We start from the raw sequence: 12,687 nt of genomic DNA, 5'->3' as shown, positions 1-12,687 counted from the left end.
GCCTGGGCATGGCACACCCAGGCACCGTCCGGCGGGCGGCCCTTAACCTGACGAGGTGAAGAGCAACGACCTCGGAGACTTCCTGCGTGCCCACCGCGCACGCCTGCAGCCGAGCGACGTGGGGCTGGCGTCGTACGGCCGGCGACGGGTGGCGGGCCTGCGGCGTGAGGAGGTGGCCGTCCTGGCCGGCATGAACGCCGACTACTACGCCCGCCTGGAACAGGGACGCGAGTCCAGCCCCTCCATGCAGGTCCTCGACGCGATCAGCGGCGCCCTGCGCATGGACGACGCGACCCGCGACCACCTCTACCGGCTGGCGGACACCGTCCCCGCCGGCACCCGGGCGCACCCGCAGGAGACCGTGAGCCCGACGCTGCGGCAGCTGCTGGACGGCTACCCGCACACCCCGGCCTTCGTCCTCAACCCGGCCCTGGACCTGCTGGCGTCCAACTCGCTGGCCGACGCGCTGTTCTCGCCGTTCGACCCCGCGGACAACCTCGCCCGGATGATCTTCCTCGACCCCGCGGGCCCACGCTTCTACACCCGGTGGGACCGCGCGGCCGAGGCGACCGTGGCCCACCTGCGCCAGGCCACCGGCCTCGTCCCGCGCTACCCCCGCCTGCGCGCACTGGTGCGGACACTCCGCGAGTCGAGCGAGGTATTCGCCGCGCTCTGGACCTCCCAGACCATCCGGGCGAAGAACGGCGACGCCAAGGAGCTGCACCACCCCGAGGTCGGCAGCCTCTCACTCACCTACGAGTCCTTCGACGTACGGGGCGCACACGCCCAGCAGCTCGTGATCTACCACGCGGAACCGGGCAGCCCCGGCGCCCAGGCACTCACCCTGCTCGGCAGCCTCGACGCCACCCGCCGCCACGACCACGCCAACGGCACGCGGCCGAGGGCGACTTAGAACTCCTAACGAAATGATCTTCGAGGTGGTTGGATCGCTCCGGGACCGTTGATCGGGGTGTGGGGTGGCGCGGCCGAAGCCGTGGGAAGTCGATGACGAGTTGTGGTCGGTGATCGAGCCGCTGCTGCCCAGGGTTGAGCGTCGGGTCCGGCATCCGGGACGGAAACGGCATCCGGACCGGCTGGTGTTCCAGGGCATCTTGTTCGTGCTGCATACCGGGATGGCGTGGGAACACCTTCCGCAGGAGCTTGGCTTCGGTTCGGGCATGACGTGCTGGCGGCGCCTGGCGGAGTGGACCGAGGTCGGCGTGTGGCCCCGGCTGCATGAGGTCCTCCTCGCCAAGCTCCGCAGCGCGAACGCCCTGGACTTCTCCCGCGCGGCGGTCGACGGCTCCCACATCCGGGCGTTAAAGGGGGAGCCAAGACCGGACGAAGCCCCGTCGACCGGGGCGGAACCGGCAGCAAACACCACCTGATCACCGACGCCACCGGGATCCCACTCGCCGCCACTCTGACCGGCGGCAACCGCAACGACGTCACCCAGCTGATCCCACTGCTCCAAGCCGTGCCGGCCGTGCGCGGCAAGCGCGGCCGGCCACGGCGCCGCCCGGACGTGGTCCTGGGCGACCGTGGCTACGACCACGACAAGTACCGCCGCCTGGTCTGGGACCTCGGCGTGAAGCCGTTGATCGCCCGCCGCGGCACCGAGCACGGCTCCGGCCTGGGCACCCAACGCTGGGTCGTAGAGCGCGCGTTCGCCCATCTGCACTGGTTCCGCCGCCTGCGGATCCGCTGGGAGATACGCGACGACATCCACGAAGCCTTCCTCACTCTCGGATGCTCACTCATCTGCTGGAGACGCCTGAAGTCATTGCGATAGGAGTTCTAAGCCAGCGGCAGTACCGAACATCCCGCCAGCACAGGCAGCTTGAAGAGGCAGACGATGGCCGACTGACGGTCATCGAGGCTTCGGTTTTGAACGGTGACTGGCAAGGTCACCCGTCCACCACATGAGCTCGACGAACGTCCTTAACGCCCGTACCCGTTGAAAAATACGTGGCTGCCATTAGGTTGGGGGACGAGGTCGAATCCCTGCCCGAAATTGTTAGGTTGATACGGCACTCCGCATACCGTTCCATCAGCGTTCATCGTCAGCAGAAGATCGCTTACATGGCTCGCACGGAACGCCTTTTTGCCGTCACTCAAGGTGATAACTTCGACGATCTGGCCGTAATTGTAGGGCTCATGCGGCATGCCCCGAACCGTGCCGTCGGAATTCATTGTCAGCAGAAGATTGCTCTGCTCCGCGCGGATGGCCGGAGAGCCGTCACCCAGCGAGATGAGGCGGAAAAGCTGCCGCCCGTCATGGGGTACATGTGGGATACCCCGCACCGTACCGTCAGAATTCATCATAAGCGTCTGACGGTAGTGGAACTCATTATTCATGTTGAATAGCATGTGCAGATTTCCTGCGTGCTCGTGAAGGAAGGGGGACCAGGGGCCGAGTCCGTCAGAATGGGTCACGGAGTCGGACTGGGTCCACGTACTCCCGTCGAAGCTCCAGGCGGTCATACGGTGCGGCTGGGTATTCGAAGCATAGGCGACGAACAGCCGTGGCCGCGGATTGCTGTACACACCCTGGGAAGCGACGGTCGCGGACGGCGGCAAAGCGGCAGAATTCCTGCCCATGAGCGTCGGTAGTGTCTCGGTGCGCCAGATCTGGCCGTCCGGGCTGGACATCGCTCGGAACCCTTGACTCGCTCCATTATTTTCCCGGTAGAAAATCCAGAGCCGCTCCTGGAAGGATGCTGCTGCCACGGGCAGGTACGTGGGAATTTTGAGCAGCGCCGCTTCCCACGTCCATGTGTTTGTGCTGCTGTTGTAGTGATTGACCGCGACGTTCTCACCCTCGACGCCATTACTTCGCCTGGGTCCGATCCGCCATAGCGAGCCTTTGTGCACGATAGGAGTCGTCGCAGCAATGGGCGAATCTTGGATGCTTGCCATGGGGCCATAGAGCTTGCCTGTGGCCAGGTCAACAAACTGTGACCGGGTGTGATGCCTCCTCTCGTCTTGGGGATCCCGGAGAACCCAGATCACCATGGACTTTCCGTCATAGCTGACGATGGACGGGTCGAATTCTGAGTAGATGGGGTTGCCGTCGGGGGCCGTGATCGGGCGGGGCAGGCTCCAGCTTTCGCTGTCGTAGATACCCATGGTGACCTTGCCGCCTGCCTGGCGGTACACCGCGTACAGGGCATCGACGCCCCGAGCGTTGGGGCCCACGGCCATGGAAGGGCGCGTGGAGCCGCTGATGAGCTGGGGAATCTCCACCTGCTTCGACCAGTCGCCGGCGTAGTAGAGAGAGTGGCGCAGGGCGGTGGCGATGACGGGTCCGAAGGTGACCTCGATGGTCAGGGTGTGCTTGCCTCCGCTGCCGCCGTCGAAGACCAGCTCCGACTGGCCGCCGTTCGTCTGCGCCATGCGCACCAGGGCGTCACGGCTCCAAGCCACGGTCATCTCTTTGACCAGATCGTCCTTGTTGAAGCCGAGAATCCAGTTGACCAGGGCCGCCGTGGCGGCGGTCAGCCCCGCGAGGGCCGCCTCATAGCTGATGCCGAACTCGATTGCCCAGATGGTGCACTGGCGGGCCGCGTCGGCGAGGACTTGGCGCATCTTGTTGAAGTTGTTCCCGCCGGGGTCGGCCTCCCAGCACTGGATGTGCCCAGCAATGTACGACTCGGCCGGGCCTTTGAAGAACCAGGCGTTGGGGGAGAAGTGTTTCACTGTGCCGGTGCTGATGCTGCGGTACTCGGGGGTGAGCATGACGATCTGGGGCTGGAGCTCGCTGGCCGCCCCGGTCCCCCAGTAGATCTCGTCGCTGCCCAGCTCGGTTGACCTGCGGTCGCAGCGGAACTTCACGAACCGCACCCGCACCTCGTTGATCGCGTCGATTTCGAACTCGGTGCCCGCGGTCGCCGGTGCGGTGACCACCACGACCTCTTCCTCGCCGGTCAGCACCCCTTGGTCCAGTTCCTCGACCGACACCTGCCGCGCATTCGACAGCGCGGCAATCTCCGCCTGCACCGACGGCAGCCACGCGGCTACGTCCTCGGCATCCAGCCCCAGTTCCAGGGAGCGCTCGGCCACGACGTCCGGGAACAGGGAAGTGATGCCGGTGCGGGATGCCGGCTCCTGGTAGATCCGCCCGAACTCCGCCACCTGCTCCTCACCGAACAGGGCCGCCAGCTGATCGGTGAGTCGCTGCTCCAGCCCGGTCAGCTCCATGCCCCGCTCACGCCGCGCGGCCGCATGCAGGGTGGCAGCCACCAGAACGTTCGCCGCCTGGCTCTGCGCGAGACGCCGACCTGACCGGGTTTCAGAACGGGCGCCGGACAACTGGCCGCGCAGTAGAGCCGAGCGGTCGGCCACCGAACTGGGAGCGTGATCAGGCATAGATGCCTCCGAGTAGCAATGGGGAGGCGATCGTCGCAAAGTGGCCACTCAGGCGCCAAGGGTGCCATTCAGACACTCCCCCAAGTATCTGACCGATAAGTGCCCACCCACACCTACCGCCCCCTGCACCGAAGCGCTCGACACCTCATTCACCAGGCCGACGCAATCACCCGAATCAGCGATAGCACCACAAGCTGGGACCAGCCCCGCGCTTCTGATCGCGGTGGAGGAGCTGGCGACTGCTCACGACCGCAGCGAGTCCGAGCGGTCCGAAGCGCTTGTCCAACCCAGCGCACCTTGCCCGGTCCGGACTCGTGCCACCGAACCTCGACCGTTTGCCCCTGAACTTCGACGGCCGCTAGGTTCCTGCCACTGAAGATGACCGTTGGCGGACCGTCGACCTGCGGCTTTTGAATGCGGGAGACCCACTGTGCTCAGGAAGATTCTGCGTGTCCTCGCTGGGGATGCATCACAGCGGCCGGACACCGAACCCGACAGCTTCAGCAACCCGCCGATCTACCGCTGGCGCTGCGAGTGCGGCGCCAAGTCCCGCGGTTCCGACATCAAGGCCGACACGGAGTACAACGCCCAACGGCACCAGTGGGGCCACGGCCTGAGCCACCCGATGCCGGAGGTCTACGCCGCCGAGTAGGCACGGACCCGGCAGGCCCGCGAGACCCAGGAGCTCGTCGCCCACATCAAACCGGAGGTATCACTGGGCGCGGCTGCCAGTAGGTGCACTTCGGCGTCGCCCCGATGCCCTAAGAACTCCTATCGCAATGACTTCAGGCGTCTCCAGCAGATGAGTGAGCATCCGAGAGTGAGGAAGGCTTCGTGGATGTCGTCGCGTATCTCCCAGCGGATCCGCAGGCGGCGGAACCAGTGCAGATGGGCGAACGCGCGCTCTACGACCCAGCGTTGGGTGCCCAGGCCGGAGCCGTGCTCGGTGCCGCGGCGGGCGATCAACGGCTTCACGCCGAGGTCCCAGACCAGGCGGCGGTACTTGTCGTGGTCGTAGCCACGGTCGCCCAGGACCACGTCCGGGCGGCGCCGTGCCGGCCGCGCTTGCCGCGCACGGCCGGCACGGCTTGGAGCAGTGGGATCAGCTGGGTGACGTCGTTGCGGTTGCCGCCGGTCAGAGTGGCGGCGAGTGGGATCCCGGTGGCGTCGGTGATCAGGTGGTGTTTGCTGCCGGTTCCGCCCCGGTCGACGGGGCTTCGTCCGGTCTTGGCTCCCCCTTTAACGCCCGGATGTGGGAGCCGTCGACCGCCGCGCGGGAGAAGTCCAGGGCGTTCGCGCTGCGGAGCTTGGCGAGGAGGACCTCATGCAGCCGGGGCCACACGCCGACCTCGGTCCACTCCGCCAGGCGCCGCCAGCACGTCATGCCCGAACCGAAGCCAAGCTCCTGCGGAAGGTGTTCCCACGCCATCCCGGTATGCAGCACGAACAAGATGCCCTGGAACACCAGCCGGTCCGGATGCCGTTTCCGTCCCGGATGCCGGACCCGACGCTCAACCCTGGGCAGCAGCGGCTCGATCACCGACCACAACTCGTCATCGACTTCCCACGGCTTCGGCCGCGCCACCCCACACCCCGATCAACGGTCCCGGAGCGATCCAACCACCTCGAAGATCATTCCGTTAGGAGTTCTTAGGGGGTGTCGGTCGGGGCGAGTCCGCGCCCCGACCGGCGAACCCGGCGTGTGGTCAGCGCGCGAGCAGGTCGCGGGCCGCGCGGGCGATGGACGGGTGGGAGAGCCCGGCGGCGTCCAGGAGTTCGTCGGGCGTGCCGGAGGCGGGCAGGTTGCGCACGGCGAGGTGCGCGAGTGCCGGGGCCTGGCGGTGCTCGGCGAGGGCCGCCAGGACCGCTTCGCCGAGGCCGCCTTCGGGATGGTGGTCCTCGACCACGACGAGGGCGCCGGTCTCCCGGGCGGCACGGGCGAGCGCGTCGGCGTCCACCGGCTTGACGGAGTACAGGTCGATGACGCGGGCACCGATGCCGTCGGCGGCGAGATGGTCGGCGGCGGCCAGGCACTCGTGCAGCGTGACGCCCGCGCCGACGAGGGTGACCCGGTCGCGGTCGGTGGCCCGCAGCGTCTTGGAGCCGCCCACCGGGAACGACTCGCCCGCGGAATAGAGGACGGGGTAGGCGCCGCGGGTGGTGCGGAGGTAGGAGATGCCCTCCAGGTCGGCCATGGCGGCGGTCAACGCCGCGGCACAGGTGGCGTCGCCGGGGTAGAGCACCGTGGAGCCGTGCACCGCGCGCATCATGGCGAGGTCTTCCAGACCCATCTGGGAGGGCCCGTCCGCACCGATCTCGACACCGCAGTGGCTGCCCGACAGTGCCATGGTCACCCGGGAGATCGCGGCCATGCGGATGAAGTCGTAGGCGCGGCTGAGGAAGGCGGCGAAGGTCGCGGCGTAGGGGCGGTAGCCGCGGACGGCCATGGCGACCGCCGAGGCGATCAGCTGCTGTTCGGCGATATAGGTCTGGAAGTAGCGCTCGGGGTGTGCCGTGCCGAAGTCCGCGGTGTGGGTGGAGTTGCCGACTTCGGCGTCCAGGACGACGACATCGGCGCGTGCGCCGAGGGCGACCAGGGCCTTGCCGAAGGCGACCCGGGTGGCGACCTTGTCGCCGGGCTCGAACCGCGGCAGCTCGACGGGCACCGCACCCAGCGGCTCGCGGGGGTGGGCGTCGGCCGGGGGCCGGGGCCCGCGGACGGTCAGATGGCGCACGCCGCCCAGCTCGGCGACGGCACGTTCGGCGAGGTCGTCGGGCAGGGCCTTGCCGTGCCAGCCCTCGGCGTCGGCGATCTCCGCCACGCCCCGGCCCTTGACCGTCCTGGCGACGATGACCGTGGGCGCCTGCCCGTCGGCGGCCGTGGCCAGGGCCTGGTCGACGGCTGCCAGGTCGTGGCCGTCGACGACGAGCGCGCGACAGCCGAAGGCCTCGGCGCGGCGGGCGTAGACGTCGGTGTCCCAGCCCCACTCGGTGGGCCCGGTCTGGCCGAGGCGGTTGACGTCGATGACGGCGGTGAAGTGGCCCAGCCGGTGGCGCCCGGCCTTGTCCAGGGCCTCCCACACCGACCCTTCGGCCATCTCGCTGTCCCCGCACAGCACCCACACCCGGTAGGGCTGTTTCTCCAGGTCGCGGCCGGTCAGGGCGATCCCCACGCCGTAGGCGATGCCCTGCCCCAGGGACCCGGTGGCCACGTCCACCCAGGGCAGCACCGGGGTCGGGTGGCCCTGCAGCCGGGCGCCGTCCCGGCGGTAGGTGGTCAGCAGCTCCTTCTCGTCGATGGCCCCGGCGGCGAGGAACATGGCGTACAGCAGGGGAGAGGCGTGGCCCTTGGAGAAGATCAGGTGGTCGCCCGCCGGGTCCGCCGGCCGCTGCCAGTCGTAGCGCAGATGGCGGGCCATGAGGACGGCCATGAGGTCGGCGGCGGACAGGCTGGAGGTCGGGTGGCCCGAGCCGGCCGAGGTGCTGGCGCGCACGGAGTCGACGCGCAGCTGCTGGGCGAGCTCGAAGACCTCGCTCAGCTCGCTGTCGGGACCGATCACATGGGTGGATCCGGGCTCGGCCGCCATCACGGCCTCCTCTCCTGCGGAAACACGGGTACCAGGTGCGTGTACCCCGTGCCCCGGGCGGGCTCCCGGATACGGCCGCCGGTACGACCGTTTGCCGAGCCGCCGCCCCCTCGACCCGCGCACCCCGCCCTCACACCCCCTGCCGGCGAACCGCCCACCGCGCACCCGAATGGCGGCCCGGGCCGGACCGCGCGCAGTGCGGTGACCCCGGCGGTCCCCACCCGGCCACCGCACGGTGCCCGGCTCCGCTATAACCGGTCGCATGACCCTGAGCTGGAAACTCGTCATCGACAGCAGGAACGCGTCCGCCCTCGCGGACTTCTGGGCCGAGGCCCTGGGCTACGACGTGGAGAACCCGGGCCCGCTCATCGAGCAGCTGCTGACCGCCGGCCACATCGGCGAGGAGGCCATCACCGAGCACCGTGGCCACAAGACCTTCCGCGGCTATGCGGCGATCCGCCACCCCGACGACCCGTTCGACGAGACCAGCGGCATCGGCCGCGGGCGACGGCTGCTCTTCCAGGACGTACCGGAGGACAAGACCGGCAAGAACCGCCTGCACCTCGACATCCACGCGGAACCCGGCGGCCTCGACGCCCTGGTGGCCCGCCTGGAGAGCCTGGGCGCGACCCGCGTCAGCGAGGTGGACAAGGGACCCGCCGGACACTGGTGGGTCCTGCGCGACCCGGAGGGCAACGAATTCTGCGCCGCGTAGCAGCCGACGGCCGGACGGCGCGGGGAGGAGCGGGCCCTCCCCGCGGTCGCGGGGGGTGTGCGGCGCCGCCCATCCGCCCGCTTCTCTTCTAGACGGTGTCGTGGTCGTCGAGGAAGCGAAGGAGCACCGCGGCCTCCGCGCGGAGCCGCGCGACGCGATCAGCGTGCGCGCAGGCATCCAACTGTGCTGCGGCGTCCAGCCGTTCGGTGGCCTCGGCGCGCACGACATCCGCCACACCGGGCTCGCTCAGCTCACGTCGCGCCGCCTCGGTGACACCGACCCCGGCCGGTGCGTGCTCCAGCGCCACACCCCGCAGCTGCGCTTCGTCCACGGGCACCGCCTCCGCGTTGTCCAGCGCGGCGAGCGTGGCACGCAGGGCACTCACCGCGGCCTTGTCGCGGGCGCGCATCGCTCCCGGAAGGGCTTGACGCATACGAAGTCGGAGGGACATACCGGGACCCTAGGGCAGTGCCCCGGCGCCCACAACGGAATACTCCTACAGCGGCGCCCCCCTCAACTGGTGCTGCGACTAAGGCACTTCACAGACGCTCGGCCCGCCCGTAGACCTGCTGGGCGAGGTCGCCGAACACCGGGCCGTACATGTGCGTGCTGCCCGACAGCCCGTCACCGTGGCTGTTGACGGAGACCAGCACGCCGTGGCCGGTCGCCGCGTCGAAATCGGTCAGCCAGGGGCCACCGCTGGCACCGCCGGTCATGTCGCACGGCACGGACTGCTCGTCGCCCGGCGCCCGCACGGTCGTGCCGGTGCAGTGCAGCAGCTCCTCGCCGCGCTGCGGCCGGGTCGCGGGGTAGCCGAAGGCCACGGTCCGCCCGCCGAGCGGGTGGTGGAAGGCGATGTCCTGGCCGCCCACCACATCGGTGAGCTTGCGGCCCGTGGCGTCGGCGTCCACGACCATCGCGGCCACGTCGTCGACGCCGTCCTCCGCCCAGGTGCGCGGGGTCAGGGCGGCGCGCACCGGGAAGGAGCCGTACGGCCGGGTGCCCTTGTGGTAGCCGGGCACGAAGACCAGGTCGGTGTAGGTGTTGACGGGGGAGGCGGGACGGCGGACACAGTGGCCGGCGGCCATCACCACGGAGTGGTTGCCGCTGCGCACGGCGGTGGCGGTGCACCAGGTGTCGGCGCCGTCGGCGTTGACGAAGAAGAGCCGTCCGACGGTCTTCATCGCGGCGCCCTGCCACGACTGTGACATCGGGCCGGTCGGGCCGAGGTCCACCGACTTCCCCACGGCCTTGATGCGGGCGGGAGTCCAGTAGGAGAGGGCATCGCGTCGCTCGCCGGCGGTGTAGGAGACGCGGGACACCGGGTCGGCCGGCTTCTTCTCGGGCACGGCCGTCGCGGGCATCGCCGCGACGGCCGCCAGCACGGTCCCCGCGGCGGCGGCCACGACGATCCGGTGACGGCGGCGGGACGCCGGGGCGGAGGTCACGGACGAGCCGGACGACGAGTGCGGCGCGGAGACGGCCGGGCTGGCGGAAGTCGGGGGCATACGGGGCTCCTGAAGGCAGGGATCGGTGCACACACACCGTCGGGTCACCGAACATGACGGTCTTTCACCGGGCCGGGTTTCGCCGCACACCCACGTGTCGGCCGGGAAACGGGGTGCGCTCTGCCCTTGCAGCAGGCTTCCGGCAGTGCCCCGAGGTCCGGGACAAACGGCGGGACACCTGACCTCGCGCGGGTCGCAGCGGGGTGTGAGGGCCCTGCACGGCAGGTCGGGCGAGACTCCGGCCGGCAGGGGGAAATCCGGTTGTGCCCCGGTGGCCGTCATGGCAGGCTCGCCCGCCATGACGTGGCGACGACATCCGGTGTCGCCGCCGACAGCACTCATCGGGGGGCCCATGCCGTCGGTCAAGCAGTTCCAAGTCACCTTCGACTGCGCGGATCCCGAGTCCGTCGCGCGCTTCTGGTGCGAGGTGCTGGGGTACGTCGTACCGCCGCCACCACAGGGGTTCGCCACGTGGGACGCTTTCGACCGCTCGCTGCCGGCTGAGGAGCAGGGTGCGGCGTTCGCCTGCATCGATCCCTCGGGGGTGGGCCCGCGGCTGTTCTTCCAGCGGGTACCCGAAGGCAAGGTCGTCAAGAACCGGGTACATCTCGATGTGCGGGCCGGCACCGGTCTCGTGGGGGAGGAGCGCCTCGCCACGCTTGAGGCCGAGTGCGCACGACTGGTCGCACTCGGCGCGGTACGCGTGCGGCTGCTGCGGGCCGACGGCCAGAACGAGTCGTGCCTCGTGATGCAGGACATCGAGGGCAACGAGTTCTGCCTCGACTGAGGGCCGCGCACCTGCCGCGTACCGCCCCGTCGCGCCCGGCTCAGGCCAGGAGCGCCGACGCGAGGGCGGTGGCGAGGTAGGCGGTGCCCAGACCGGCGAGAACGCTGCCGAGCGCGTTGGCGGCGGCGAAATACTTCGCGCCGGTCTCGGCCAGGCGCAGGCTCTCGAACGAGAAGGTGGAGTAGGTGCTCAGCGTCCCGCACAGCCCCGGCCCGATCAGATGCTGCAGCGCCTGGGGGACGGTGGTGGCCGTCGCGGCGCCGGTGAGGAAACCCAGCCCTGCGCAGGCGGCGAGGTTGACGCTGAAGGTGCCCCAGGGGAAGACGGTGTCGTGGCGGGCCTGGACGGCCCGGTCGGTGAGGTAGCGCAGCGGGGCGCCGACGAGCGCGCCGGCGATGACCATCAGCCAGTTCACGACCGCCCCCGCTCCGCGCCGGCGTGCGAAAGGAAGACGAGACGGGTGAGGGTGGCGGTGGCCCACACCGCTGCGAAGGAGGCCGGCAGGGTGGCGGCCACGTACAGCACTCCGCTGCCGGGGTGGCCGCCCACCAGCAGGCGCTGGGTGTCGAGGGTGCTGGTGGAGAAGGTGGTGTAGCCGCCCAGGACGCCGGTGCCCAGGAACGGCCGCATCAGGGGGTGCACGGTGAAGCGTTCGGTGATCAGGACCATCAGCACGCCCATGGCGGCGCAGCCGGTGACGTTGACCCAGAACGTGGTCCACGGGAACGCGGTGGGCGCGGTGGGCCACAGCAGGGTGGCACCGTAGCGCGCGCAGGCCCCGATCGCCCCGCCGGCGGCAATCGCGGAGAGGATCTCGGCGTGCTTGCGTGCGGGGGTGCGGCGCGCGTGGCGGGGCCATGGGTCGATCGCGGTGTCCGGGTCGACGGGCGCGGCCGCCCAGTCGCCCGGCCGGGGCGCCGGGCCGTCGTGTTCGCTGGTCACGGGCAATCTCCTACCTGACGTCGATCCGGCGCGCGGGCATCGGCGCGCCGTTCAGGTAGGGACCGTTGGCGGCGGTGTCGCTGCGGTTGGGTACGGCGGGCCCCACCGCCGTGCAGCCGCCCTCTGAGGGGTGACTGCGCCATCCAGCCTAGCGGCCGCCACTGCCGGTGGGCCGTGGGGGCCTGTCCTGCCGGGCTCCGGGACCCGTGCGCACGTCCTGCGGAGTCTTTGTCCCGGACACCGCGCGGCGCTGAGCCCCGCCGTACCCGGACAGCGGCAAAATGCCGCCGACGGTTCCCTACTGGCGAGAGCCGCGCACGGGATCACCGGCGCTCCGCGAGGAGGAGCGGCGTCGCAGCAGCTTCGTCCGCGGCAACACGTCATCGAGAGTCCAGGGAAGGCAGCGATGAGGCTGAGCGGTACCGCACTGCGCGTGACGATCTTCATCGGTGAGAACGACGTCTGGCACCACAAGCCGGTGTACTCCGAAATCGTGCACCGGGCACACAAGGCAGGGCTGGCGGGAGCTTCGGTCTTCCGCGGCATCGAGGGGTACGGCGCCTCCTCGCTGATCCACACCGCCCGACTGCTGTCGCTGAGTGAGGACCTGCCGGTCGCCGTCGTCATCGTCGACGACGAAGAGCGCATTCGCGCGTTCCTGCCGCAGCTCGACGAACTGGTCAGCGAGGGGCTGGTGATTCTCGACGACTGCGAGGTCATCCGTTACGTGGGTCGTACCCAGGGGGATGCCTGATCCGGCCGGGCATGACGCCTGACGGC

Annotated in this window: 12 protein-coding genes and 1 pseudogene; 6 read left to right on the top strand and 7 right to left on the bottom strand. The window is 69.8% G+C overall.

Going from position 1 to position 12,687, the window contains the following annotated elements:
• Positions 1-55: 55 nt before the first annotated feature.
• The gene (locus ACQP17_RS01770; protein ID WP_433854590.1) at positions 56-913 is read left to right on the top strand and encodes a helix-turn-helix transcriptional regulator; all 858 of its coding nucleotides are present in this window, start codon (positions 56-58) and stop codon (positions 911-913) included.
• Between the two features lie 64 nt (positions 914-977).
• A protein-coding gene (locus ACQP17_RS01765; protein WP_433854589.1) for an IS5 family transposase occupies positions 978-1,792 on the top strand; the annotation gives its coding sequence in 2 pieces (ribosomal slippage) (positions 978-1,304 and positions 1,307-1,792; 813 coding nt in all).
• A 149-nt stretch (positions 1,793-1,941) separates the two neighbouring features.
• On the opposite strand, the gene ACQP17_RS01760 is transcribed toward ACQP17_RS01765, so the two are convergent.
• A complete protein-coding gene (locus ACQP17_RS01760; protein WP_433854588.1) occupies positions 1,942-4,368 on the bottom strand; it encodes a hypothetical protein in 2,427 nt (808 codons plus the stop codon).
• Between the two features lie 430 nt (positions 4,369-4,798).
• On the opposite strand from ACQP17_RS01760, the gene ACQP17_RS01755 reads away from it, so the two are divergent.
• Positions 4,799-5,020, top strand: a complete 222-nt coding sequence (locus ACQP17_RS01755; protein WP_433854587.1) for a hypothetical protein — start codon at positions 4,799-4,801, stop codon at positions 5,018-5,020.
• 119 nt (positions 5,021-5,139) lie between these two features.
• On the opposite strand, the pseudogene ACQP17_RS01750 reads toward ACQP17_RS01755, so the two are convergent.
• Positions 5,140-5,953: pseudogene (locus ACQP17_RS01750) on the bottom strand (IS5 family transposase).
• A 121-nt stretch (positions 5,954-6,074) separates the two neighbouring features.
• Positions 6,075-7,955: a transketolase gene (locus ACQP17_RS01745; protein WP_433854586.1), complete on the bottom strand. Its 1,881-nt coding sequence runs from the start codon at positions 7,953-7,955 to the stop codon at positions 6,075-6,077.
• 262 nt (positions 7,956-8,217) lie between these two features.
• Here ACQP17_RS01745 and ACQP17_RS01740 point away from each other — a divergent pair, with 262 nt between their 5' ends.
• Positions 8,218-8,670, top strand: coding sequence for a VOC family protein (locus tag ACQP17_RS01740; protein WP_433854585.1), 453 nt, complete (start codon positions 8,218-8,220; stop codon positions 8,668-8,670).
• 88 nt (positions 8,671-8,758) lie between these two features.
• Here ACQP17_RS01740 and ACQP17_RS01735 read toward each other — a convergent pair whose 3' ends face one another.
• Together ACQP17_RS01735 and ACQP17_RS01730 are read right to left on the bottom strand one after the other, a co-directional pair.
• Positions 8,759-9,079 (bottom strand): hypothetical protein, encoded by a 321-nt coding sequence (locus ACQP17_RS01735; RefSeq protein WP_433859808.1) that lies wholly within the window; start codon positions 9,077-9,079, stop codon positions 8,759-8,761.
• 130 nt (positions 9,080-9,209) lie between these two features.
• Complete coding sequence (locus ACQP17_RS01730; RefSeq protein WP_433854584.1) at positions 9,210-10,178, bottom strand: trypsin-like serine peptidase; 969 nt, start codon at positions 10,176-10,178, stop codon at positions 9,210-9,212.
• Between the two features lie 352 nt (positions 10,179-10,530).
• Here ACQP17_RS01730 and ACQP17_RS01725 point away from each other — a divergent pair, with 352 nt between their 5' ends.
• Positions 10,531-10,965, top strand: coding sequence for a VOC family protein (locus ACQP17_RS01725; protein WP_433854583.1), 435 nt, complete (start codon positions 10,531-10,533; stop codon positions 10,963-10,965).
• Positions 10,966-11,005: 40 nt separating this feature from the next.
• On the opposite strand, the gene ACQP17_RS01720 is transcribed toward ACQP17_RS01725, so the two are convergent.
• Together ACQP17_RS01720 and ACQP17_RS01715 are read right to left on the bottom strand one after the other, a co-directional pair.
• Complete coding sequence (locus ACQP17_RS01720; RefSeq protein ID WP_433854582.1) at positions 11,006-11,380, bottom strand: fluoride efflux transporter FluC; 375 nt, start codon at positions 11,378-11,380, stop codon at positions 11,006-11,008.
• Positions 11,377-11,907, bottom strand: a complete 531-nt coding sequence (locus tag ACQP17_RS01715; RefSeq protein WP_433854581.1) for a fluoride efflux transporter FluC — start codon at positions 11,905-11,907, stop codon at positions 11,377-11,379. Before ACQP17_RS01715 ends, ACQP17_RS01720 begins: the two co-directional genes overlap by 4 nt.
• A 406-nt stretch (positions 11,908-12,313) precedes the next feature.
• Here ACQP17_RS01715 and ACQP17_RS01710 point away from each other — a divergent pair, with 406 nt between their 5' ends.
• Entirely contained in the window at positions 12,314-12,661 is a 348-nt protein-coding gene (locus ACQP17_RS01710; RefSeq protein WP_433854580.1) for a DUF190 domain-containing protein, read from the top strand.
• Positions 12,662-12,687 lie beyond the last annotated feature (26 nt).

The sequence above is a fragment of the Streptomyces kronopolitis genome (assembly GCF_050953795.1).
Lineage (GTDB): Bacteria > Actinomycetota > Actinomycetes > Streptomycetales > Streptomycetaceae > Streptomyces > Streptomyces kronopolitis_A.
The sequence above is the reverse complement of the archived record's forward strand: the minus strand, read 5'-3'. Positions and strand labels throughout refer to the sequence as shown.

What these genes read in the sequence shown, in the direction of transcription:
- ACQP17_RS01760 (WP_433854588.1), bottom strand. Translation starts at nt 4,368, where the DNA reads ATGCCTGATCACGCTCCCAGTTCGGTGGCCGACCGCTCGGCTCTACTG.
- ACQP17_RS01730 (WP_433854584.1), bottom strand. Translation starts at nt 10,178, where the DNA reads ATGCCCCCGACTTCCGCCAGCCCGGCCGTCTCCGCGCCGCACTCGTCG.
- ACQP17_RS01725 (WP_433854583.1), top strand. Translation starts at nt 10,531, where the DNA reads ATGCCGTCGGTCAAGCAGTTCCAAGTCACCTTCGACTGCGCGGATCCC.
- ACQP17_RS01745 (WP_433854586.1), bottom strand. Translation starts at nt 7,955, where the DNA reads ATGGCGGCCGAGCCCGGATCCACCCATGTGATCGGTCCCGACAGCGAG.
- ACQP17_RS01735 (WP_433859808.1), bottom strand. Translation starts at nt 9,079, where the DNA reads ATGCGCGCCCGCGACAAGGCCGCGGTGAGTGCCCTGCGTGCCACGCTC.
- ACQP17_RS01710 (WP_433854580.1), top strand. Translation starts at nt 12,314, where the DNA reads ATGAGGCTGAGCGGTACCGCACTGCGCGTGACGATCTTCATCGGTGAG.
- ACQP17_RS01740 (WP_433854585.1), top strand. Translation starts at nt 8,218, where the DNA reads ATGACCCTGAGCTGGAAACTCGTCATCGACAGCAGGAACGCGTCCGCC.